We start from the raw sequence: 25,848 nt of genomic DNA, 5'->3' as shown, positions 1-25,848 counted from the left end.
GAGTTAAAACCTGAAAAAAGTTTTCTCTAAACTGTGTTACTTCGTTTTCAAGACGAGTAGAATGGTGTGGTCGTTTTATTTTAACAAATGCATTTGAGAGGAAAGTTTTGCTTATGTCACCGTTCATTGTTTTGATTCTCGGCATTGCTTTATTGCTAGTACTTATTATTCAGTTCAAACTGAACACCTTTGTTTCCTTAATTGTGACGTCGATTTTAGTCGCTTTGGGGCTCGGCATGAACCCGGCTGCCATTGCAACGTCCATTAAGAATGGGATTGGGAGTTCTTTAGGCGAACTAGCCATCGTCTTCGGTTTTGGTGCCATGATTGGCCGTTTAGTCTCAGATTCTGGTGGTTCTTATCGGATCGCCAAGACACTGATCAGCGCATTTGGTAAGAAACGTTTGCAATTAGCAATCGTAATTGCCTCCTTTATCATTGGGATGTCTTTATTCTTCGAAGTCGGCTTGGTCTTATTGACCCCAATTGTCTTCGCGGTTGCCCTAGAAGCTGAAGTGCCGTTCTTATACCTTGGTCTATCAATGGCGGCCGCCTTATCGGCCACCCAAGGTTTCTTACCACCTCAGCCAGCCCCAACCGCTGTTTCAACAGCCCTCGGCGCAAATACTGGGATGGTCTTATTACTTGGCATTATTGTAGCGATCCCTTGTGTCATCATCGCCGGACCTGTCTTTACCCGAATTATGCAACGGCTTCAACCAGGCGTCTTTGTCATCAAAAAGGAATTACCGGCTTTTGGTGAGGTAAAAGAATACAAGCTTGATGAAACACCTAGTTTCGGCTTAGCGGCCTTGACCTCCCTCTTCCCGGTTATCTTCATGGCCATTTCGACCATTTACACTATGACCGTCTTGCATGGCGTTAAGCCAGTTCATCCTCAGGGCTTTGCCTCAATTATGATCATGCTTGGCGACCCCGTCATTGCAATGGTCATTTCGCTGTTATTTGCAATTTGGTCCATGGGCTTTCATCGTAGTCGGACAATGAAACAAATTAGTGGCACGATTGAAGACGCGATCAAGTCGATTGCGATGTTACTGATGGTGATTGGCGGTGGTGCTGCCTTCAAGCAAGTCCTCATTGATGGTGGCGTAGGTAAAGCCGTCCAGCAGTTAATGGCTCATTCCAGTCTTTCACCGCTTTTACTGGGCTGGTTGATTGCGGTAATTTTACGGGTTGCACTCGGATCTGCCACGGTCGCCGGTATGACCGCTGCTGGTTTAGTGGTACCGCTCATGCACGCAGCCGGTGCTGATCCTGCTTTGATGGCACTCGCCATTGGTGCTGGCTCGCTGGCCGCCTCCCATGTTAACGATGCTGGATTCTGGATGTTCTCTGAATACTTCGATCTTTCCGTAAAGCAGACATTAAGTATCTGGACGGTCTTAGAAACAATTATTTCAGTAGTCGGTTTATTGATGGTTTTATTATTGAACGTCGTCTTACATTAAGCAGATCACTCATGATTTTTAAAGAGCAGTAACATCACTCTGCTTTGCCAACAAGGACCAACGAAAATAGCACTGTTTCCCGAAATTTTTGGGAAGCAGTGCTATTAATTTAGGCCGGAATTGGCATGAGGTTAGCGCGCGTTATTGAGGCAATGTTCGTCCCACGTATACTTATGTCACAAAGTCTGATTCCTGCGCCTAGCCTTAGCCTTAAAAAGCGCCACCGCCGGATCCGCCACCAAAGCCGCCAGAACTCCCACCTGAAAAGCCACCAGATCCGCCACTGCTGCTAGACAAAGCGCTGCTACTAGCAGAAATTGAATTAGCAAAGGTGCCAGTAAATGCCTGGTCGAAATTAATCGGGTGATTTCCGAAGCCATAATAATACGGGAACAAAATTCCGGTTGTGGCAAGTGTAGCCGAACCGAAATCCTTCGCCACTGCTTGAGTCACCTGCCTAGCCAAGCCAAAGGCTGCCGCGTACGGCAACAACTGCTCCCATAAGACTAGGTCGCCAACTTCGGCTGTATTAAAATGACCGACATCGTGGAGCATTCGTTTGAGTCCTTGCAGCTCATTAACCAACTGATCGCCATCAACAGTGTATCGGTTGATCCGTTGCCGTTGCCAAACGATGATTACGGTTACTAATCCAGCAAAGACAGCCAATCCTGACCACCAAGCCAACTTAACTTGAGCCGGACCAGCGCCAATTAGCAACGCCACTAATCCAGCTAAAGCGAGATTGCCAATTAACAAAGCTAATAGCCAACGACGAACGCCAAGATTATGGTCATCTTCGTAAGTGGCCACTTGGTCGGAAATACGGTGTTGCCATTGAAGAAAATGCTGTTGTAAATGGCCCTTTTGATCTCTTTTACCATATTTTTCAACCGCCGCCATCGTAACTTGATCACCGTCACCAATGTGTTTAATCATAAACTCGGTTAGTGGCTCGTCGATACGCTGTTGACCAGCCTTAGCCAACACATAGGTATTGTCGTCAGAAGTTAATGTAACAGCCTTTTTGGCGACTAATTGAAGTAATTCGCCGGTATAGCCACGTGAATCAGGTTCTTTATGATTGACCAAACTTTCTGCAACAGCCGGACCAACGTTAGGTACCTCATACCAGTGATGAATCGGAACTAACGGCGTGTGGTGGTGAATCGGTCGCCTCCACAGATAAATCGACGTGCCGACTAATGAAACAACCATCATGCCTAAAACAATACTGATCATCACATATAGCGTATGTCGCGCTTGAACACGTTTTGCATTAGCCTGCTTGGCCAACGTCGCCTCCTGTTGTTGAACTTGTGTCTTTACAGACTGATCAACTTGGTTAGGATTGTTGGATGTAACAGAAGTTGGAAACAATAAATCAGACTCAACGAATTGATTTGCCGGATTATTCGCCAAGGTTATCTTCACTTGCCCAGCCTTTCGATCAACCGTTGTGTGACCAGCTAACGGGCCATGCGTCCATGCTTGTAATTTAGCAACATTTTGTTGAGGCAATTGGATGACAATTTTGACGTTACTTAATGATTGATCCCAACCACTGCCAATCACCTTCCAATTTAGTCGAGCAGTATCCTGATAGTTGGTCACGACCCCCTTAAGTCGATAGCGATAAGTGAATGTCGCTGAGGCGTCCTCGATACTGTGATAAACTTTTAGCTTCATAGCTGACGCGGTTTTCGTCACACTAAACGAATTATTTTCCCCAGTTGCACTCGCCACTAATGGAATTGCCCGCTCGTTATGATTTTGTACCGTTACCGTGGGATCACTAACCCCCTTGATCCCTTTTAGGTCCTGATTGTAGTAAACCCCATGAAAAGCCCCATCGAATTGATAGGTGATTTGCTGTTGAACCTGGGCGTCCCCATTGTCCAGCACATCCACATGAACAACATAACCCTTAATGTCATACGAATCTGCACGTCCGATTAGCGTCCCCATCATTAACAACATGATGGCAATCGTTAGACCCAGCAGGCTGCTAGTTAATTTTCTCATCGCTATCCTCCGTCATGATTCACTCGACTTAAGTGTACCATGACCCGAATCAAGCTTGTTTAATTAAGTGAAGCTAATTGGTGATCAATGGCAACTAAGTCCGTGGTTCGTCCATGAAGCTGGTGTGGTCGTCCATTAACGATTAATGTAAGTCCATCCTGATTGACTAATGGTTCTTTAAAGCGGATCCCTCGCTGAATTGCAACGCGCAACAATGCCTGATTGGCTGGCGACAGTGCAGTACCTGCTAAAATCGCCGAATCAGTGACAAACTTCTGTTGATACTGTTCAGCTAGCCGTAGCATTAATGTCGCTAAACTATCCTGCTCTATGCCGGCGGTTAGCTGAGCCGCCAATGTATCTTCTGGTCGCCTTAATTGCTGTTGATAGTAACGTACCGCTGCCAATAAAGCTGCGGGCGCCCCCAGTTTCAGCAATCGGTTGATCACCATATCTAAAAATTGGTTGGCCACGGCTGCTTGAGGCAATGATTTAGTCGGCGATTGGAGCGCCACTTGATCATTTAAGGTAGCCGCCTCCGTCAACGTTGCGCCAATTGACGCCTGGTCCACTGGAGTGACCGTAAAGTAAGCAAGCATCGCGCGCATAAAATCAAGTTGTTGTGGCGCAAAGCCTAGTGCAAAAAACGGGTTCGTATCAAAAGTCCGTAGTTCTAAATATTGAATACCCTTCGTTAAAAAGTCAGCCAAGTGTTCCTGCCCCTTGATCCGAATGGGTCCATAAAATTCCATCGGCGCATATAAATCACCGGTCTCAACTGCCTTTGTCAGTGCCTGCACATGCTGTGACAAGCTTGTATAGGGCACTTTGATACGACCACCGTTATTAAATCCAAACCGACTATTGCGAATGCTGCGGACCGGCTGTGCCAGTGCCGTGGGTTGGCTTGGAAAGTACCCCGCCTCAGCAATCGGCGAGCCGCCGAAAAAATACGTCAACAACCAGCGCGCCTTTAAAAAATTCTGGATGACACGCCAATACACCTGATTCTGAATCGCATTGACCGGTCGCTTTTGCTCCTCTGCTAATTCCAAAAGCAGTGACTGCGGCAGACTAAAGTTAAGATGTACCCCTGTCACCAGCCCATGAGCAATGCCAAATTTGCCATCCAGATAATCGCGATAGCGTTGATATTGCGGACGACCAAAATGATCGCGAACAAATTGACGATCCTCATTTGATAGCGCTGGTGGCATCGATAATAACCACAGACGATCAGTGGTCGACACATGATGTAAAAAGGTGCTCCGTAGGGCAGTGAGCTGCTCAATCAGTCGTTGGTTATCTGACTGCGGATCACTAATCCATTCGGTCTGTGTTTCACCAAAATCCGTCTGCAAATAGGGGTGTGTCGACCTCGATCCTAATGAATTCGGATATGGTTGCTGGCTTAAATGCCCTTGTTGATCAATGCGTTGCGTTTCAACTTCCACGCCCAACTGGCTTGACCATAGTGATCGTGCCGTGATTGGTGTCCACCAATCATCCATCATTTGAGTAACCATCAAACCGCCACCTTAGCTTAAATCGATTTGCTGGTGAGTTTAGCACAGTTCACTTAAAGTGCAACATGGTTAAGCTTGCGAATTACGGCATATTTATTCTGACCAAAAAAATCGTTGTTAGCCACAGCATTCTGGCTAACAACGATTCAAAATGACATGCACGTTACTTATCTAGGAAGGTCTTAATCCTTAATAAGCACAGTCACACTTTCAATATGGGTGGTTTGTGGAAATTGATCAACAGGTTGAATTGGTCCATCTACATGGTACCCGCGAGCCATAAATTGTTGTACGTCGCGCACCAATGTCGCCGGATTACAGCTGATATAAACAATCCGTTGCGGATTAACTTTGGCGGCTGCTTCAATGAATTCCTCGGCCAATCCTTTACGCGGCGGATCAACCATGATGACGTCAGGCTTTAATCCGGCCTCTTGCCAACGAGCCATCTGTGTTTCCGCTTTGGCAACCACAAACTTAGCATTATCGATGTGATTCAAGTTGGCATTTGTCTTCGCATCACTAATTGCTGCCGGGACGATATCAACGCCATAGACCATTTTGGCATGGTTGGCGACTGCTAGGGAAATGGTCCCAATACCAGAGTAGGCATCAATTACCGTTTCATGACCGGTTAATTGTGCTTTTTCAATGGCCAATTGATAAAGTCGTTCCGTCTGCTGCGGATTGACTTGATAAAATGAATGTGCAGAGATTTCAAACGTCAGCCCCATCAGCTGATCATGAATCACTGGACTCCCAAAATGAACCCGGTCAACCTCGCCGAGCAACACATTAGTTGGTTTTGGGTTAACATTTTGGATAATGCTCTTAACCTCTGGTAACGCTTTAGTGATAGCTGCAACTAACTCGTTAACCATTGATAATTTATGCGTCTTGGTTACGATAACGATCATCATTTCATGACTATAGTAACCACGGCGCACCATGATTGTTTTCACAACACCGGTGTTGTTCACTTCATCATATGCATCAAGGTGAAAACGTCGTAATAAATCACGAACAACGACGATTGCTGCATCAATTTTAGGATCTTGAATGTAAAAATCTTCAATTGGCACTAATTGATGTGAGCCCCGACGATAAAAACCCGTTTCCAGTTGACCATTAAGTTCACGGACGGGAATCTGTGCTTTATTGCGGTAATGATATGGGGTTGCCATTCCGATCGTGTCATTGATGTTAACGTTAATATGCGCCTTGTTAAACAATTCGACCATCTGATCACGTTTAAACGTCAACTGTCCTGAATAGCTAAGGTGTTGCAAGGGCGCAATGCCAGTTTGGGTGTATGTGACATCAACATTATCCACTCGTTGCGGACTCTGTTCAATAAATTTCACTACGCGACCAAAAGCGTATGTCTTCGCCACCTTGGTCACCGCAAATTCCACTTGTTCGCCAGGTAATGCGTTAGCGATGAAGATCGGGAAACCATCCAGCTTGGCAACGCCCATCCCCTGATAGGTCAAATCTATAATCGTGCCAGTGTAAGTTTCATTCTTCGTAACTGGTGCTGTAAATTTCATTCTAAAAATTCCTTTCGACTGTTTCGACGGTCATTGGTTGGAAAAAATAACCTTGTTAGTGTAACGCAAAAGCGCTTGGGACAAAAGCAAAACATCAATTGCATGCTCAATCTAACTAAATAGCCAGGCTGAGTCCCATGCATAACTGACTCAACCTGGCTCACGTTCACTTAATTAGGCCTTCATTTCTGAATCTGCCTGATCCTGCGGTAATTTGTCCACTTCCTCGACAAACTTACGGGCATCGGCCTCAATTGCACGGTCTTCACCGGTAATTTGTTCATCAGGAATCGCATCTAGATCGGCGAACATTTCGATGTGCTGTTTGTGATCAATAAATGTCATCGGCGCATCCCCACCATACTCCCCATCTAAATTAATCATCATTCGGTCATTTTGATCTAACGGTTTAGCGATGACCTTGCGGGTCTTTTTATAGATAATATGTGGATCGTTAATATGGCGCCCGCCATTAAGCACTAATGTCATCAGCCGCAACAGCTGGGGCATGCTCGCTGTTTTCACGATTAAGAGACTAAATTTACCGTCATCTAATGAAGCGTCAGGGACGATTTGTTCAAAACCACCAATGGAGTTAGTTAACCCCAATAGGAACATCGAAGCTTCGCCTTCAAATTTGCCATCATCATACTCGATCGACATCTGGATTGGTTTGATCTGGGGTAACAGCTCCGCACCTTTGACCAAATAAGCTAAATAGCCAAAAATTGTCTTCATATCCGATGGCACGTCATAAGTCAGTTCCGTTAGCAAACCACCACCGGCAATGTTAATAAAATACGTGTCACCAGCTTGACCAATGTCCATCTTAACCGTCTGATTCTTCAAAACGACTTTAGCTGCCGCTAACGGTTCATCACGGGGAATCCGCAAGGCCCGTGCATAGTCGTTAGTCGTCCCCGCTGGAATAATCGCCATCTTTGGTCGCTTTCTGAGGTTTGCGATACCGTTGACGACCTCATTAATCGTCCCGTCACCACCGGCAGCCACGATCAAATCAAAGCCAGCCTTAGCGGCGCGCCGCGCTTCGTTTTTGGCAGAATTGGCCGCTGGCGTGGTCGCAAACGCGCTGGTTTCATAGCCTGCTTGCTCAAAAACATTTAAAATATCGATCAAATCCCGCTTCAAAGCCTCTCGACCAGAAGTCGGATTATAAATCACCCGTGCGCGTTGTGCCATCGTTGCTCCTCCAATAAACCAAGATCTTATTGCTATGTACAAGCCTCGTTATAAACAGATAACGAGGCTTTATTGTAACGGTTATTTCTCAATTAAACAATCAGCTTAACGGGCATTTAAGGAAGCCATTAACAATTGATTGACAACCTTCGGATTAGCTTGGCCGTGCGTTTGCTTCATAATTTGACCAACCAAGAAACCAACCGCTCGATCCTTACCATTTTTAAAGTCCACAACCGACTGTTCATTGGCATCAAGGACACCGTCGATCACTGGCTGGAGTTGTTCAGGATCAGACAGTTGTACTAAACCGTGTGCTTTGACGTAGGCTGCTGGTTCTTCACCCTTTGTAATGGCGACGAAGACTTTCTTAGCCATCTTGGAAGAAATCGTCCCGTCCATTTGTAACTTGATCATGCTGGCTAAATTGGCTGGCGTCAACTTAGTCTCCTGCAGATCCAACTTATTATCATTCAGATATGCGTTGACGTCACCTTGTAAATAGTTCGAAGTCAATTTAGCATCGGCCCCGTCCGCGACTGTCGCTTCAAAGAAATCCGCCATTTCCTTCGTCTGCGTCAAGACCATCGCGTCATAATCGGTCAGTCCTAAGTCGTTAACATAGCGTTGACGCCGCTTTTCAGGCATCTCAGGCATCGTTGCTTGAATTTGTTCAATCCAGTCATCCGCAATTTCAACGTTCGGGATATCTGGCTCTGGGAAGTAACGATAATCGTCGGCACCTTCCTTCACCCGCATTAAGATCGTTTCATTGGTATTCTCATCATAGCGCCGCGTCTCTTGTTGAATTTCTCCGCCAGATAACAAGACCTGTTGTTGCCGCTTTTCTTCAAATTGAAGGCCCTTGCGCACGTAATTAAACGAGTTCAGGTTCTTTAGCTCGGTTTTAGTCCCGTATTGAGTTGAACCATACGGTCGAATGGAAATATTCACATCAACCCGCATTGAGCCTTCTTCCATTTTGACATCGGAGACGCCAGTGAACTGAATCCGTTGACGTAAGATTTCCAAATAAGCATAAGCTTCATCTGGCGAAGCAATATCAGGCTTTGACACAATTTCAATCAACGGCGTCCCTTGCCGGTTCAAATCAACGTAAGAATAGCCATTGGGATTATGCGTGTTTTTACCAGCATCTTCTTCGATGTGCATCTCAGCAATACCGATTTTTTTCTTCTGCCCATCAACCTCAATTTCAATCCAACCGTTTTCAGCCAGTGGCACATCAGATTGAGAAATCTGATAGGCCTTGGGATTATCAGGATAGAAGTAATTCTTTCGATCGAAATGGGTGTGCTGATTAATCTTGGCGTGTAAAGCCAAAGCAGCGCGCATGCCATATTCAACGACACCTTTATTTGGCGTCGGTAGAACCCCAGGGTAGCCCCAATCAATGACGTTAGTGTTCGCGTTAGGTTCGTCCCCGAATTCAACGGGTGACGGACTAAAAATTTTTGAATTGGTTTTTAACTCAACATGGACTTCAAGCCCAATGGTCGTTTCGAAATTCATTAAGCCTGACCTCCTTCACTCAATGTTGGTTTTAGCGTGTGAAATTCAGTGTTCTGTTCAAAGGCATAAGCAGCGTTCAAGACCCGCGTTTCATCAAATGCCTGACCGATAATCTGTAAGCCGACTGGTAGGCCATCAACCAAACCCGCAGGCACAGAAATGGAAGGCAGACCGGCTAAATTAGCAGGGACGGTTAACATGTCGTTCATGTACATCGTCATTGGGTCTTTCGTCTCTTCACCGATGCCAAAAGCTGGTGTCGGTGCTGTTGGCCCAACAATTAAATCATAGTCGGCAAAAACTCGTTTAAAGTCTTCAATGATCAAGGTTCGAATCTTGGCCGCTTTCATAAAGAAGGCATCAAATGCGCCAGCCGATAAGGCAAACGTTCCTAACATGATCCGGCGCTTAACTTCATCGCCGAAACCTTCTGACCGAGTCTTAACATACAGTTCTTCCAAGTTCTTTGCAGCGCTGGTCCGATAACCATAACGAATGCCATCAAAACGTTGCAGATTAGAGGATGCTTCTGATGGTGCCAAAATGTAGTACGCCTGAATCCCGTGCGTACTGTGAGGCAAACTAACTTCATCCACTTTTGCCCCGAGTTGCTCAAGCTGTTTAACTGCCGAACGAATTTGATCACGGACGCCAGCATCGATGCCATCGGCCAAGAATTCCTTTGGCACACCAATCTTCAATCCTTTAATGTCACCAGTTAAGCCAGCAACATAATCGGGCACTGGCTGACTGGAAGATGTGGCATCGCGCTCATCACGACCGGCTAAAACCTGTAACATTGCGGCTGCATCGGTAACATTAGCCGTCATTGGCCCAATCTGATCCAATGAAGAAGCAAAGGCAATTAACCCCCAACGACTAATCCGACCGTACGTCGGTTTGAGGCCCACAATACCATTGAACGCGGCTGGCTGACGGATCGAACCACCGGTGTCTGAGCCTAGTGAGGCTAAAACATCCCCAGCAGCGACCGTTGCCGCTGAACCACCAGATGAACCGCCGGGAACTTTAGTTGTGTCCCAAGGATTATGCGTCGTTCCATAAAATGACGTCTCTGTCGAAGCGCCCATCGCGAATTCATCCAAATTCGTCTTACCAATCGTAATTGCCCCAGCTGCTTGCAAACGTTCCACCACATCCGCGTCATAAATCGGTGTGAAGTTAGCCAGAATTTTTGAAGACGCCGTTGTCAATAACCCATTTGTCGTCAGGTTATCTTTCAAAGCAACCGGCACCCCAGAAAACAGGTTGTCAGGATCGATACCCGCGGCATCAATTGCCTGTGCTTGCGCTAAGGCGCCGTCGTCATTAACTGTCACATAAGCATTCAATTGGTCCTCATGTTCATGAATATTAGCCAATGTTTGTTTGGTCAATTCAGTCGCTGATAGTTCTTGCTTCACCAACGCCTGATGCAAATCCGTTAAATTGTCATATGGGCGCGTCATTAGGCATCCTCACTTTCATCAATAATAGCTGGCACTTTAATAAAGCCATCTTCCGTATCAGGGGCTTCAGCTAACAGCGCCGCCTTTTGTTGGGCATTAACCGCCACATCTTCACGTAAAATCGCCGTTGCATCGGCCATATTCGTCGTTGGCGCCACTTCGTCAGTGTTGACCTCATTGAGTCCTTCGATCATTTCAATAATTTCATCAAGTTGACTGGTAAATTTTTGCGCCTGTTCATCTGTCAGTGACAGCTTGGCAAGCTCGGCCACGTGTTCAACTTCCTCACGTGAAATTGGTTCTACTGCCATCATTAATCCTTCTTTCTCTCGTAAACTTATAATCAAGTTTACCTCATGTTGATTAAAGCTCTATATCTCTAACATTATACGACAAAGGACCGGAGCCCGGGGGAAAAATTAGGATCGTCTTTTCGATGAAATCAGAAAAGGCCACCAATTTCTTTAGTGAAATGGTCGCCCTTTGAAACTTCAAATTATTTGCCCATAAGCCATCAGCACGCCCTAGTCGGCGCCACTACTCATCGGTTTGGTTATTTCTTTAATTCTCGGCTTCCCGCTGGGGCCGTGCCACTGTGGGAGTCGGGCCCCAGATTGTGTTTGATCCGTCGCAAAATTGGCCGTCGTCGGCGCCCTAAAATTAAGGGCACATGTTCGACAACAACATCGGCGAACTCCAAGCCGAACCATGAAGCAGGAGAACCGGTCAGATTTTGTAAGCGAACTCGGGCCTGAATCATTAATTTATCAAACGGCTTAATCCGGGTCTCTGGCGAAATTTCTTCTTGAATGACGACAAAGCTAAAGTCACCAACATTGCGATCCTTCATCATCGTATATTTCTGCGGTTGCGCAGGTAAGTCACCACTTTCAATCAATTCTTGAACAATCGCCCGCAAATAAACGTTGACCCGTTGTTCCCGACGAAAACCCAAATATAGCTGCACATTGATCACGTTATCTGTACCGAGCATATCCACATCATACTTGGCCGTATAAGGATCATCGGTCACATTAACCGTCACAAACCAATAAGCCTGGGCTCGTTTAGGCCGCTTATCCAAAATCGAATACAGCATCTCGCGTTTAATTAAATGACCCGGACGCACCTTGGCCATATAAACCAAATTTGTTGCAAACGTTGGGTAGTTCTCGTCATGACTCAATGCTTGTAATTGATCTGTGTAGTCATCTAAATCAACATAAGCAGACTCGAACTCATCACGATCACGAATCTTATTACCGTAATACCAGATGTACATCACTAGCAAAATCAGACCAGCTAAGAGCGCAGTTACATACCCACCGTGAACAAACTTAACCATCGAAGCTAAGAAAAACATGCTCTCTAAAGTACCGAAAAATAGCACCATGATCCAAGCTAAGACAACGTTTGTGTGACGAAGCCGCAAATATTGGTACAACAAGAGTGTCGTCATCAGCATCGTCACTGTAATCGCCAATCCGTAGGCCGCTTCCATGTGCGCTGACGTGCGAAAGTATAGGACAATGCCAATACAAGCGATCCACAGAATACCATTGACCATTGGCACATAAATTTGCCCCTGCTTAATCGTCGGATAACTGATTTTTAAACGTGGCAATAGTTTTAAGCGAACCGCTTCAGCGACCAACGTGTACGAACCGGTAATTAAAGCCTGCGAAGCAATAATTGCGGCCAGCGTCGCCAACACAATGCCAATAAAGCGCCAATCTCCCGGTAACATTTCAAAAAACGGGTTAAAGTCAACCATCTTAGCGTACTGTGTGTTATTGACATTGTTGAGCACCCAAGCGCCTTGCCCCAGATAATTCAGCATTAAGCAGACGAAAACATATGGCCAACTGCCATCAATATTTGCTTTGCCGACATGCCCGATATCCGAATACAACGCTTCCGCCCCAGTTGTTGCTAGAAAGACGCTCCCCAAAATAAACACGCCCACTTTGTTATCAGGACTAGTTAAAATTGCGACCGCATAGTAAGGATTTAAGGCTTTAAACATGCTCAGATCTGGCATCACATTGATGAAGCCCACGACCCCAATGAAAGTAAACCAAATCGTCATGATCGGACCAAAAGCATGGCCAATGGCTTTCGTCCCAAACCGTTGAATAACAAATAACAGTGACAGAATAGCAATGGTGATGACAATGACATCAGTTTGGTCGTGAACTGGTTCAAAGTGATGAAAGACGATCCCTTTTAAACCTTCGATTGAGGTCGTGACCGTTACGGCTGGTGTGAGCATTCCATCGGCTAGTAACGCTGCGCCACCGATCAAAGCAGGAAAGATCAGCCATTTAGCCTGCCGTCGAACCAGCGTATAAAGGGCAAAGATGCCACCTTCACCATGGTTCGTCGCATTCAAGGCGATCAAAACGTATTTAACGGTTGTCAACAGCATGACCGTCCAAAAAATCAGTGAAATACTGCCGATGATTAATTCCCGACTGGCGGTCGTTAACCCGCCATTGTCGGTCAAAATGGTCTTCATAACATACAGCGGTGAAGTCCCAATATCTCCGTATACAATCCCGAGTGTGACCAGCAATCCAGCGGCCGACAGTTTTGTCCGTGCTTTGCTTCCCATTTTTTCTTTACCCCAAATTAATTTGGCTATTTTTGAAACTCGAATCAATTCTAACCATTTTCAGACAAAAGAAAAGCCAAACGCCTATTCTCATTATTTTCTTATTGCCAGCGGCGCAGCTAAAACAAAAAGCGCAGGGCACCAGTCGCTTACTGCAACTTGTGCCCTGCACCCTAAAAGGGCTGTGAATTCATTGAAATAACCCGTCTACATCAACAACCAACTAATACGAACCAAAGACGTGCGTAGTGAATTTACGCTGACCAGCATCTCGACTCAAAAATGACTGTACGCCTTCGGTGGATTGCACTGTAATATCAATTGGCACACCTGCTGGCAGATATTTCGGTGCCACTTGAGCCAAATATTCCGTAAAGCTAATAATTTCTGTTTCACTATAGAACTGGGTGGTAATCGTGACGTTCATCCCCGCTAGATTATTGTCTTGATACTGAGCTTGCGCGGTAACACCGCTTAAGTTAGGAAAGAAATTCTGGACCTGAGTTTTAAAGTTTTCAAAATTACTTTCATCATTGCTCGTGCCTGACTCACTAGTGCCACCGGCTGAAGGGAATACAACATTCCGCTGATTAATTGCTTGCCAATTGCCAAGCGTTTTTCCATCGCTAACCTCGTAACTAAAGAACGTGCCACCAACTAAACTGTCATCTGGCGCTTGTTTGTATAACGCAATTACAACTGGGGTGTCAGCGCCAACGCCTTTGGTCCGTCGCAACCGTTGAAGCACCTTGGCGGCAATTTCACGCCCCTGCGTTTTCATCTGCTCATCGGAAATTTTGGTCGAATATTGAGCGCCATACTTTTCCTTTGTATAATAGTCCACTGAATTGAGGCCAATCCCGATTGTAATGCCACCCAGCTTCAAATCATTCCCATTTTGGGTCATGTAATCTTGCTCTTCAATCGCCTGCAAATACAACGGATTGCGCTTATCTGCATCCTTTTGTCCGTTATCCACAGGGTTCAACCCCTCCGGATTATCCTTTGATTTTCGCCCTAGCCAATCGGTAACGGTGCCCGAAGACAAGTACTGACCTTCCTGAAAGACATACTTGCTCGGTTTAAATTGTTTCTTGGAAACGTTCAATAGCCCGTTTTCAAAACTCTTCAAATTAAGTTGGTTAGCATCCTGATCATTGGTCACACCCCGCGATTTACTGGTCAAATAATGACCATTGGTAATAACCCCTTGGTAATTCCCACTATCGGTCTGACCAGTCGTTTGTGTTTTCTTTTTATTCGTGGTCGATGGGGATTGTTGCGTCGTATTAATATTGCCACACGCAGCAAGCACCATCATGGTTGACAACAATGCCACCAAAATGCGCACCTTTTTCACCGTTTCAGTCTCCTCTTCATTTCACTCAATCTGGATCAGCAGCCATGGTTTTAACAAATTGTGCTTCATCCCACACCGTGATACCTAATGTTTCTGCTTTTGTTAACTTGCTACCTGCATCGGTTCCAGCGATCACTAAGTCAGTCTTTTTTGAAACACTGCCAACCACTATTGCCCCATGGTTAGTTAACCAAGAGGTTGCTTGTGGGCGAGTAAACTGAGTTAGTTTACCCGTCAAGACGACCCGTTTACCACCAAAAAAAGGATCGTCTGCCGCTTGTTGTTGGTCAACACCCGTATATGTCATATTAACTCCGACAGCCGTTAATTCATCAACCAATGCTTTTGCAGCGGATGTGTGAAAATATTGGCTAACAGCGTCACCGATGACTAAACCCATGCCGTCGATTTCCGCAATCTGAGCAGGTGTCGCCGCCATGACTGCTGCCAAGGTATGAAAGTGGGCAGCAACCTGCTGCGCAGCTTTCGCACCCAAATGACGAATGCCCAAGCCAAACAATAACCGCTCCAACGAATTATTGCGGCTATTATCAATCGCTGTCAACAGATTATGAGCCGATTTTTCGCCAAATTTATTTAAAGTTAACAAATCTTCGAATTTAAGTCGATACAAACCAGCGACATCCGTTAAAAGTTGTCGTTCCAACAGTTGGGTAACAATCGCCGGTCCCAATCCATCAATATTCATCGCATCACGAGACGCAAAGTGGGTCAAACCCTCGGTCACTTGAGCCGGACAACTGGGATTAATACACCGCAACGCAACCTCTTCGTCTACATGAACGAGTTCTCGGCTACAAGAAGGACACTCAGTCGGGATTGGATAGGGTTGACTATCAACCGGTCGTTTACTGAGGATGACTTCGCCAACTTCTGGAATAATGTCGCCAGCTTTGTGCAAGGTCACCGTATCCCCTAGACGGACCCCTTTTTCATTTAAATAATCCGGGTTATGTAGCGACGCTCTTGCCACCGTGGTTCCCGCTAACTGCACTGGATCCATAATCGCCGTGGGCGTCACAATGCCAGTACGACCCACGGTCCATTCGATCTGCCGAATAATCGTCTGTTGCTCATCTGGCGGAAATTTGTAGGCAATTTCCCACCGCGGCACCTTAACTGTATTACCCAATTCGTCCTGCTGATCAACAGGATCGACTTTGACGACGATACCATCAATGCCGTAACTTAGACTTTCTCGCTGAGCTGTATATTCATCAATGTAATGTTGAATTTCAGCCATATTATGACAAACCCGTGCGTGCGGATTAACGGTAAATCCAAGGGCCTCATAGCGTTTTAGTGCTGCACTTTGGGTGTCGACACCCAGTCCGCCAAAATCGGGCGTGTAATAAATAAAAGTCGCTAACTCGCGAGCTTTTGTCACTCGTGTGTCTAATTGCCGCAACGATCCCGCCGCCGCATTACGCGGATTTGCAAACGGCGTCTTACCTTCAGCCTCTTGTCGTTCATTTAATTTAGCAAACGCAACTTTTGGCATATAACATTCACCACGAACTTCAATCGACAACGGCTCAGGTAATGTCGTTGGAATGGACGCCACTGTTCGCAAATTCTCCGTAATATCTTCGCCAATTCGACCGTCGCCACGGGTTGATCCCTGAACGAAGCGACCATTTTCGTAAACTAAGGAAATGGCTAGACCATCAATCTTAAGTTCACAGTTATAGGTCACTTCGTCCTGGCCGAGACTCTTCTTGGTGCGTTGATCAAATTCCGCCAGTTCGCCAACAGAGAACACATCGCCCATCGACAGCATTGGGACAGCATGCGTAACCTTGCTAAAGCCCGGTAAAGTGACATCGCCCACCTGCTGGGTGGGTGAATCTGGCGTCACGATTTCAGGAAAAGCAGCTTCTAGTTCCAATAATCTCTGATAAGCCATATCGTAGGTGTGATCTTCTACTGTGGGAGAATCGGCGACATAGTATTGTTGTCGCCACAAATTTAGCTGATCACGTAACTTGCTAGCCGCTTCATTGGCGGTTTGCACATCCATGTCTGAGACCGGTTGATCTGCCATTGTGTCTGCTCCTTTGTCTAACTTATTTCGTTACTCTTGTAATCGGCGCAAATGCAGCTAACAGCCGCTTAACCCCTTCTTGAGGAAAAGCGATGTCTAACTCGGCACCCTCGCCCTCACCACTGACCTTAACGACCGTGCCTTCGCCCCATTTTTTATGGGTTACTTTGTCACCAGCCGCCCAGCTTACTTTATCAGCTCCCGTACCCTGAGTACGATCAACTTTGGTGGCTTTCGTACCGACTGGTTGCCGCCGATAAGTCGTTGAAACACCACCTTCTGTCCGGCGATCAAATGGTGTCTGCAATCGGCTTGATGTCAAACTACCGGCACTTTGGTTCTCACTGGCTAATAATTCTGGATTAATTTCATCGATAAAACGCGAAGCGGGATTAGTTTGCGGCCGTCCGTACAACAACCTAGAAAATGCATTTGTTAGATACAATTTTTCCTTAGCACGGGTAATCCCCACGTAAGCCAATCGTCGTTCCTCTTCAAGCTCATCATTTTCCATAATGGCGCGTGAGAGTGGAAAAATACCTTCTTCAAGCCCCATTAGGAAGACGACCGGAAATTCAAGTCCCTTGGCAGCATGTAAAGTCATCAAAGTCACTGCACCGTTATCATCATCGACATCATCCAAATCGGAAACTAACGCCAGATCAGCCAGAAAATCAACGAACTTATCGCCACTGCCTTCCGGAATCGGTTCACTGGCCGCTTCCACGTCGGTCGGTAGCGCCGTGCTCGGTTCATAGTTGTCATCAAACTGCTTAGTCACGGACAAGAACTCTTCTAAGTTCTCAACACGTGTGTCATCTTCTAACGAATGGGTCGCCTTTAACGCCGGCAAGTAGCCGGTTTTATCCAAAAGCTGCTCAGTCAAATCCGTAACACTAACAAATTCACGCATTTTAGCAAAATCGGCCATTAATCGGCCAAATTCTTCAAACGCATTGCGTGCTCGCGCCGGAATTCCGTTGGCAATGGTGACATTTTGCGCGGCCGCCAGCAACGACCACGAGTTTTCATTAGCGAAAGCTCGTAATTTTTCAACGGAACCACTACCTAAGCCGCGTTTAGGTTCGTTAATAATTCGTTCAAAGCTTAAGTTATCATCTGGATTCACGACAAGGGTTAAATAAGCTAAAATATCACGAATTTCCTTACGATCGTAGAACTTGTGTCCACCAACCATATTGTATGGAATATTACTTTTGACTAACGCGTCTTCAATCGTTCTCGATTGAGCATTTGTCCGATACAAAATCGCAAAATCACCATAATTTCGGTGGTGATCACGCATCTGTTGTTCAATTTTGCTAATAACGTAATGGGCCTCATCACGTTCACTTTGAGCACGGTAATAGGCGATTTTTTCGCCGTCACCGTTATCTGTCCATAAGGCTTTTTTTCGCCGTAACACATTGTTTTCGATCACATTGTTGGCCGCATTTAGGATGGTCTGGGTGGAACGATAATTTTGTTCGAGCATTACCGTATGGGCCTGCGGATAATCTTTTTCAAAATCCAAGATATTATTCATGTTGGCACCACGCCAGCCATAAATACTCTGATCGGCGTCACCGACGACACATAGGTTTTTGTATTTACCAGCTAATTGGCTAACTAGTTTATATTGCGCATCGTTAGTATCCTGATATTCATCCACATGAATATACTCAAACCGCTCTTGATAAAAGGTTAAAACATCCGGTGCTTTTTCAAACAATTCAATGGTTAACATGATTAAATCATCGAAATCTAGCGCTTGATTAGCTTTTAATTCACGTTGGTAATTATCATAAACGGTTGCCGTAATTTTTTCGAATGGAGTGTTCGCTACCTGCGCGTAATCCGCAGCAGTTTGTAATTCGTTTTTAGCATTGGAAATCGCCGCTAGTAACGACCGCGGATCATACTGCTTAGGATCAATATTTTGCTCACGTAAAATACGTTTAACCAAGGTTCGCTGTTCACCTGTATCAGTGATCGTAAATGCCTTGTTATAGCCTAAACGATCAATATCGCGCCGCAAAATTCGCACACAAAGCGCATGGAAGGTTGACACCCACACAGCTTCTCCACTCTCACCAAGCAACTGCCCGACTCGTTCACGCATTTCTCGCGCTGCTTTATTCGTGAATGTGATCGCTAAAATTCGCCAAGGCATCACATTTTTTTCTTCGATCAGATAAGCAACTCGATGCGTTAATACTCGCGTCTTTCCTGATCCAGCACCTGCCATAATTAATAACGGTCCTGCCGTCGTTTGCACCGCTTCTTTTTGTTTGTCATTTAAACCTGCTAATAATGTGCTTGCACTCACGAATTTTGTCTCCCTCTCATTGAAAATCAGTAGGTCAAGTATACCAAATTCACGCCAAGCAAACCATCATTGCGAACATACGTTTCACCATTTTATCGGTCCATGTTCAGCAAACTTAACACCGAGACCATTGATTTTTGCCAAAATTAAAACGCTCCGCACTCTAAAAAGTTGGAACGTTTTGTCTGTTATGCACCCTTTTACAACGACTGGTTTCGTTCAATTCGACTCGGTGTTGGCGGAACTGGCCGCGCCGGATCCCAAATTGTCGTTGCTGACAATTGATTCAATGCATCTTGCACGGTCGGCGCTTGAATTAACACGTGCCCCGCCGCTGGTGAAATTTGTCGTCCACTTTTATGATAAAAAACAAATTCCCAAGTTGCTTTCAGCAGCCATTGCGTACGAATGGCTTCAAGTTGATCATCGTCAAAGGAAGCCAGCACAGTGGCCGCGTATTGAGTTGGGGCTGCCAATGGTAAACCAGCTACTGCATGTAAATGAACTTCAAACATGGTTTGGGTGGCCCCTTTATCAAAAACTAACCCTGATCGATCCATGGCGGGCACTAAATCCCGCAAGAATAGATTGCCAGTCTCAGTCAGCAAAAAGCTCAGTTGAAATACTCCGTAATAATGAAGATGCGTCGCAATATTGACCGTCATACGTTTGATCTCCGCAGTAACATCAGCTGACAAACGTGCTGGCGCCAGTGCACGTAACAGCCGCCCTTGTTGATAATTAGTTTCAATGATTGGAAACACTTGGATTTGATCATCTAGTTGATTAACTTGCGGATACCCTTTGGCAACAAGAACCGAAATTTCTTGGGCCTTGGGAATCGTAGCTTCTAAAATATGCGGTCCTTGCTGTAACATATCCGCAGCCAAAGGTGCATCAGCTTGTGAGCGCAAGGTCAATTGTTGCTCGGTCTCGATCCCCTTTTGAAGTGGCTTTAAAACAGCTGGATAGCCGATAGCCGCAGCTGAAGCATAAATATCATCTAACTCAACCACCGTTGCATACGGCGGGATGTTGATGTTTAAACTTTCAAAAAAGGCGCGTTCCAAAGAACGATCTTGCATCATCGTCAATGTTTCTGCCCCTTGTGGCACGCGGGTAAACTGACTGATAAATTCAATGACGCTGGCAGGAACATGCTCTGATTCATAGGTCACGACGTCACAGTTTTCGGCAAACGCCTGCAAGCGTTGCCGATCTGAAAAAGCGCCAATAAAAACGGCATCGGCTAAACTTGCAATTTCGCTGTTAGATTCAGATGTAAATGTTGCCACGTTTAGCCCAACGCGACGTGCAGCGTTGACCAACAGCGGTCCATTTGAACTGTTGCCAATGATCCCTAACGTATGTCCTGGATAAAGCGCTTGCTCTGCCAAAATGTATCTCCTCCTGTTTTTCGCACTTAGTGTAGGTGATATGTAAGCAATTGACAAGTTACCCGCTTAAAATTCGGATGCGCTCAGCCGGGGTGCCCTTGTCTGATCCGACCGTTTCTGATCGGTCCTCTTGTCGATTATTACCTAGCAACTAGGTCCACGTTTGAAGCCGAAGCCATTTATGTCGGTTGGTCATAACGGTCTAGTCGATATTTTTCAATAATGGCGATGATTTTCGCGGTATAAGCAGGATCTGTTGCATACCCATCCTTTTGCAGCGCAATCGCGCCATCATGATAATTAGTCGCGGCTAAAACGTCTGCATACTTATTTGGATTCCAATCCACGCCATTAACAAATAACTGTGCATGAGCCGTAAAAGATGCCTGCCAATTGGGATAAGTTCGGAACCGTGCATTAACCGTTTCATAATGGTCATCGACAAATTCTTGCGTGCTCAAGACGACGCCTGGTTCGTTGCTACCGGCCTTTACGCCAAAATAATTGTGATACGTTTTTGATAACGTGGATGTGCCCCAATCAGACTCTAGAATTGCTTGCGCAATTTGCAGACTGGCCAGCACTTTCGTCCGTTGCTGCAAAGACTGTGCGTACGGTGCAACCCGCCGAATAAAGGTGCGACGGGCCTGCGCCGTGGTTTGCTGTGGCGTTGGCTTCGTCGGGGGTGTCAAAATTTTTTGACCCACTCCGGTCACGGTCAAGACGATGATGACAGTTCCAAAAAGAACCAATCCTGTATTGAACCAGCGCAGATGCCCACGATAAAGGAAAAAACGTTTCAATTGCCGCCGCCAACGCTTCCACGTCCGTTTTAATTTAAATTGTCGCTTTTTTTTGGCCACTGAATTCAACCCTTCATGATAGTTGCTTTTATTTAACCACATTCGTAGAAAGAGCGGTGGCGACCAAACCAGCATCCAACAAAAAATTAACTTTTACCATTTACACATTGAATAAAATACCAATACCCATCGCTAATGCAAAAGAAACGGTCAAAATGACGGAATTTTTAATAGCATAGACAAAACTTTTAGACTTGATCATAACTGCACTAAAACGCAAATTATTCCGCCAAACTAACGGAAACGAAAGTAAGGCTAAGAGCGTTAGCTTCGGCAATAATCCAACTACGACACTGGCCACGAGCATGAGGTAGCCGAGGCCGTAGCTAAGCCACCAGATGATCAACATGCATCGTTGTCCCAACAAGACAACGATTGTCTTTCGCCCATTAAGTCGGTCTTCTTCCACATCACACAAATTATTAGCCAACATAATATTGCTAATTGCAAAAACCGCTAATCCCGAAGCCAAAAAGACATGACCGGCCATTGCCCATGTCAGCGCAAGCTGTGGGGGAAGATTAACATAAACTGTCGCCAACATGATTAAATACCCCATGGTCAATCCGGAAAAAGCTTCACCAAACGGCGTGTGCGAAATCGGTAACGGTCCGCCAGCATAAAAATAACCAACGACATAGCCAACGATTCCTAAAGTCAAAAACCAGCCACTGGACGGCCCCCAGGTTAACTTTGTGATCACTAACCCTAAAATAGCAGCTAGACCGCTTAACCCAAGGATGATTTCGACAGCTAAGCGGAGTGAAATTTGATAGTGACCGACAACATTGGTGACTTTTTTAAATGTTTGCTCATCTTTCGCGTGAATAAAATCCTGCGTATTGTCATTGGCATTGACCGCCATATGCATGAGCTCAATCACCACAAAAAGTAGCAAACTAACGCCCAAATGAAACGTATGCGCGTTGTACCAGACATACAACAGCCCTATAATAAATGGCAATATGCTGGCGACCATGGATTGAATTTCGACAAATTCTAAAAAAACTTTTGGTTTCATATGTAGATGACCAACTCTCTGAAGATTTTACTTTTACCGCGTAAGTTCCTTGATCAATTCGCCGAGCGGCTTACATTGACAAGCTTAATTCACTTCTTGTAGCATAAAACAGATAACTACTGGTGTCACGGCGCTTTTCTCGTGACCCAATTGAGAAAGAAGAGGACCAATTACATATGACTTCGTCCCTTTGGCAACGATTTCCAACAATTAACGCGCAGCTTCAAGATCTGGTCGCTTATTTGCCAACCTTAATCAAGTCTGGCAACCCGATGATTGATAGCCGAATGAAAACCCTGATTAGCTCTGGCGGCAAGTTGCTGCGCCCTGGCTTCTTCTATATGTTCGCCCAGCTAGGTCAGCAGGCCGATCCTAAGCGATTGCGTTCGGCTGCTGCTGCCATTGAATTATTACATACAGCAACCTTGATTCACGATGATGTTCTCGATAATGCCGACCAACGTCACGGCCAGCCAGCGCTACAAATTGTCACTGGAAACCGAACGGCCATTTACGCCGGAGACTTTCTATTTACCAGCTATTTTACAGAAATTTTAAAAGCGGCAGAAACCCGCGAGCAAATCCAAACCGCCAATGACATTATGCGGACAATTTTAGTCGGTGAGCTAGATCAATTGGCTCTGAATTTTCATACCGACGCCACCATCACGGCTTATTTGAATGAAATTGAAGGCAAAACTGCCCGGTTATTCTCCTTCGCTGCTGGTATGGGTGTTGCCTTAAGTCACGGCGATAAAGTAGTCCAAACAACTGCTGAATCAATCGGGCTGTCCCTAGGAATGGCTTATCAGATTCGCGATGATATTTTAGATGTCATCGCCGACCCAACGGTGGCCTCAAAGCCCGTCCGCCATGATCTGCGACAAGGGGTTTACACACTGCCATTATTACTTGCTTGTCGTAAGGCACCGGATTGGTTTGAAACGGCCCTTGCTCACCCAGCTGATTTAACTGATCAGGACGTTCTCACAATTAACAATAAAATTATTGCGCTAGATGGGCCCAAAGAAGCTGAACAACAGGTTCAAACTTATACGACTCAAGCTCTGACACTCAGTCAATCATTGCCGGCGCCCATTAGCGATCAATTACACGACTTATTAACCGCACTGTTAACGCGTCAATCGTAACGTAAAGCAAGCCAACGACTAATTTTCTTTTCGTGTCGTAAGCGGTAGCATTCGCTACTAAGGATGAGTAAAATGAACTTAATACCGACATCAGAACGAGTTTAACGAAAAAACGCTTAAACTCGCTTTTTTAAAGGAGGGGCTTGTCATTCAACTTGCATTGCGTCGAGCGGTAGCAGCAATCACCGCAATTATTTTTGGCATTATTTTCTTCACCGCACTTGCTCGCCAAACTGGTGACGTTAGCGGCGCGTTGTGGCTACTACCCTCCAGTTTGTTTTTTATGTCCTTAACCGTCGGCGTCTTCATGGTTGTGATTAACCTGTGGCTCGGGCGACTATCCGATCGATGGTCCAATTGGATCAGTCTCGTAATTTTAGTCATTGCGATTGCTATTCAAGGATATATGGCATTTAGCTTTGTCGGCATCGGGTCTAGTGATCCCGCCTTAATTCGATTGCAGGCCATGAACCTAGCTAATGGCTCCCATCATTGGTTTAATTACTTCACTTGGTATCCGCACAATGTCAACTTAACCATTGCTTTAGCTTGGTTAATTCAATTATTTCATGTCAAATCAACGTTGGCGGTTGGTTATCTCCTCAACATCGTCAACTTCATCCTCATTGATTTTACCTTGATCATGAGCTGGCGCTTGATCAAACGTTACGTTGCCACCAGTTCGGCGGCGATGTTTGCCTTACTTGCTGCTTGCTTTGCACCATTTTATTGGTTCGCACTAACTTTTTATGTCGACAGCTTGGCCGTTGTGATCCCGCTGATGATGATTGTCTTACTCAATCGTTATTTTGCTCGTCATGACCCCATCGGTAAGATGACCTATGCTGGTTGGATGGCATTAATCTTTACGTTAGGCTATCTAATCAAGCCAAATCTGTTAATTGTTCCAATTGCCATCTTTCTATACTGGTGCCTGGCTGCTAGGATTAATCGCACTTCCGTAATTCGCGGGCTGGCCGGGTTTGCCGTCTTCTTAGTGATCTGGTTTGCTGGTGTTGGCGTCAGTCATGTCGTGCAAACTAACTACGGCTATCACCTCAACCAAAGTAAAAAGCTTCCGACCGCAAGTTGGGCAGTTATGGGATTAAACGCGGATAGCGGTGGACAATTCACTGAAACTGACGCTAAACAAATGAGTGGAAATTCACCCCAGGCCAACCACCGAGCAACGCAACGATTAGCTCACGAGCGCCTAATCCAGTTAGGTGTTTGGGGCGTGATTAAGCAAGGTTATCAAAAGACGATGAATATGTGGTCGACTGGGAGTTTAACCATGTTCCAATCACCCGATCAATTTTTCAAACAACCCACATTCTATCAAGTCCACAAAAACAAGCTCCAATTCTTAGCTATTAATCTCACTCAGGTCATTTACATTACGGTACTTGGAGCCCTCTTGATTGGCTCAGTATTTGAAATGCTCGCACCAAGGCGCAACCAAGTCTTGTTTTATGAGTTAATTGTGCTCGGCATTTACAGCATGCATACGATCTTCTGGACCGTTGATCCGCACTTTGCGTACGTGACATTACCACTACTCTTCATGATGGCAGCCACTGGCTTGCATGACATCAGCGATCTGTTACGGCAGTTCTTTGCTCATCCAGCCTATGGTGAGCGCGGCCGTACATGGACCGGCATCGTTGTCTTACTGATCTTTGCAATTGGCCTAGGGTATTCAGACCATCATAATCGTCAGCCGCTCGTTGAGACCGCTGTGACACAAACCCAAGTGGTTAGCTCGCAACTTGTTTCCAATTACGCCCAACGAGATTTATTAACCATCAAACCACATCATTCGCTTATTCAACCCATTGTTGCCAATCGGCCATTCAGCCAATTGATGCTACCAGAAGTCGCTAATCAAGCTGATAAACTATCGGTTGGCCTGCAGTTGAATGGTCACACACTCTATCAATGGTCGGCCGACGATATCAATGCAGGATTGGCCAACACACTCCAAGATCCTGGACATTATACGTTAAAAATCACCAATTATACGGCTCATTCACTCAGTTTGCCGACGACAGCCAGTCCCTATCTACCACTGGCTGAGCGGTCGATCAACGGGCATCCAGCTCACTACTTGCGTTATCGAGTCTTGAACGTGTTTAGTACACCCATTATTACAAACAAACAATATCAATTATTGTTTATTAGTTTCGCGATCCTAGCGATCATTAGCGCATTAGGATTGGAATATTGGCCAGATCCCAATTGGCAAGAACCGCAACTTGATTAATTAATTAGCA

17 protein-coding genes are annotated in these 25,848 nt (G+C 45.7%); 3 read left to right on the top strand and 14 right to left on the bottom strand.

Annotated features, from left to right (window positions below; all coding sequences use genetic code 11):
- The first annotated feature begins 113 nt into the window (after positions 1-113).
- Positions 114-1,472 (top strand): gluconate:H+ symporter, encoded by a 1,359-nt coding sequence (locus AC27FN_RS08750; protein ID WP_487167602.1) that lies wholly within the window; start codon positions 114-116, stop codon positions 1,470-1,472.
- A 210-nt stretch (positions 1,473-1,682) separates the two neighbouring features.
- Here AC27FN_RS08750 and AC27FN_RS08745 read toward each other — a convergent pair whose 3' ends face one another.
- The 14 genes from AC27FN_RS08745 to AC27FN_RS08680 form a co-directional block, all read right to left on the bottom strand.
- The gene (locus AC27FN_RS08745) at positions 1,683-3,497 is read right to left on the bottom strand and encodes a DUF2207 family protein (protein WP_487167601.1); all 1,815 of its coding nucleotides are present in this window, start codon (positions 3,495-3,497) and stop codon (positions 1,683-1,685) included.
- Between the two features lie 59 nt (positions 3,498-3,556).
- Positions 3,557-5,023 carry a gamma-glutamylcysteine synthetase gene (locus AC27FN_RS08740; protein ID WP_487167600.1) on the bottom strand — a complete coding sequence of 489 codons (1,467 nt, stop codon included), beginning with the start codon at positions 5,021-5,023 and terminating at the stop codon, positions 3,557-3,559.
- Between the two features lie 182 nt (positions 5,024-5,205).
- Entirely contained in the window at positions 5,206-6,573 is a 1,368-nt protein-coding gene (gene rlmD / locus AC27FN_RS08735; RefSeq protein ID WP_487167599.1) for a 23S rRNA (uracil(1939)-C(5))-methyltransferase RlmD, read from the bottom strand.
- 174 nt (positions 6,574-6,747) lie between these two features.
- Positions 6,748-7,773 carry a diacylglycerol kinase gene (locus AC27FN_RS08730; RefSeq protein ID WP_487167598.1) on the bottom strand — a complete coding sequence of 342 codons (1,026 nt, stop codon included), beginning with the start codon at positions 7,771-7,773 and terminating at the stop codon, positions 6,748-6,750.
- 105 nt (positions 7,774-7,878) lie between these two features.
- Positions 7,879-9,306: an Asp-tRNA(Asn)/Glu-tRNA(Gln) amidotransferase subunit GatB gene (gene gatB / locus AC27FN_RS08725; RefSeq protein ID WP_487167597.1), complete on the bottom strand. Its 1,428-nt coding sequence runs from the start codon at positions 9,304-9,306 to the stop codon at positions 7,879-7,881.
- Positions 9,306-10,775, bottom strand: a complete 1,470-nt coding sequence (gene gatA, locus AC27FN_RS08720) for an Asp-tRNA(Asn)/Glu-tRNA(Gln) amidotransferase subunit GatA (RefSeq protein WP_487167596.1) — start codon at positions 10,773-10,775, stop codon at positions 9,306-9,308. Before gatA ends, gatB begins: the two co-directional genes overlap by 1 nt.
- Positions 10,775-11,086 (bottom strand): Asp-tRNA(Asn)/Glu-tRNA(Gln) amidotransferase subunit GatC, encoded by a 312-nt coding sequence (gene gatC / locus AC27FN_RS08715; protein WP_487167595.1) that lies wholly within the window; start codon positions 11,084-11,086, stop codon positions 10,775-10,777. Before gatC ends, gatA begins: the two co-directional genes overlap by 1 nt.
- 242 nt (positions 11,087-11,328) lie before the next feature.
- Entirely contained in the window at positions 11,329-13,389 is a 2,061-nt protein-coding gene (locus tag AC27FN_RS08710) for a KUP/HAK/KT family potassium transporter (protein WP_487167594.1), read from the bottom strand.
- Positions 13,390-13,612: 223 nt separating this feature from the next.
- Positions 13,613-14,749: a CamS family sex pheromone protein gene (locus tag AC27FN_RS08705; protein ID WP_487167593.1), complete on the bottom strand. Its 1,137-nt coding sequence runs from the start codon at positions 14,747-14,749 to the stop codon at positions 13,613-13,615.
- A gap of 25 nt (positions 14,750-14,774) precedes the next feature.
- Positions 14,775-16,814, bottom strand: a complete 2,040-nt coding sequence (ligA, locus tag AC27FN_RS08700; RefSeq protein ID WP_487167592.1) for an NAD-dependent DNA ligase LigA — start codon at positions 16,812-16,814, stop codon at positions 14,775-14,777.
- Between the two features lie 22 nt (positions 16,815-16,836).
- Positions 16,837-19,143 carry a DNA helicase PcrA gene (gene pcrA / locus AC27FN_RS08695; RefSeq protein WP_487167591.1) on the bottom strand — a complete coding sequence of 769 codons (2,307 nt, stop codon included), beginning with the start codon at positions 19,141-19,143 and terminating at the stop codon, positions 16,837-16,839.
- 200 nt (positions 19,144-19,343) lie between these two features.
- The gene (locus AC27FN_RS08690; protein WP_487167590.1) at positions 19,344-20,540 is read right to left on the bottom strand and encodes an ATP-grasp domain-containing protein; all 1,197 of its coding nucleotides are present in this window, start codon (positions 20,538-20,540) and stop codon (positions 19,344-19,346) included.
- 179 nt (positions 20,541-20,719) lie between these two features.
- A complete protein-coding gene (locus AC27FN_RS08685; RefSeq protein ID WP_487167589.1) occupies positions 20,720-21,403 on the bottom strand; it encodes a glycoside hydrolase family 73 protein in 684 nt (227 codons plus the stop codon).
- Positions 21,404-21,503: 100 nt separating this feature from the next.
- On the bottom strand, positions 21,504-22,424 hold the full coding sequence (locus AC27FN_RS08680) for a UbiA family prenyltransferase (RefSeq protein ID WP_487167588.1): 921 nt from the start codon (positions 22,422-22,424) through the stop codon (positions 21,504-21,506).
- 176 nt (positions 22,425-22,600) lie between these two features.
- Between AC27FN_RS08680 and AC27FN_RS08675 the strand changes: the two genes are divergently transcribed.
- Together AC27FN_RS08675 and AC27FN_RS08670 are read left to right on the top strand one after the other, a co-directional pair.
- Entirely contained in the window at positions 22,601-23,575 is a 975-nt protein-coding gene (locus AC27FN_RS08675; RefSeq protein ID WP_487167587.1) for a polyprenyl synthetase family protein, read from the top strand.
- A gap of 160 nt (positions 23,576-23,735) precedes the next feature.
- Positions 23,736-25,838, top strand: coding sequence for a hypothetical protein (locus AC27FN_RS08670; RefSeq protein ID WP_487167586.1), 2,103 nt, complete (start codon positions 23,736-23,738; stop codon positions 25,836-25,838).
- Positions 25,839-25,848: the final 10 nt, after the last annotated feature.

The organism is Furfurilactobacillus sp. W61-4, from assembly GCF_057545565.1.
The sequence above is the reverse complement of the archived record's forward strand: the minus strand, read 5'-3'. Positions and strand labels throughout refer to the sequence as shown.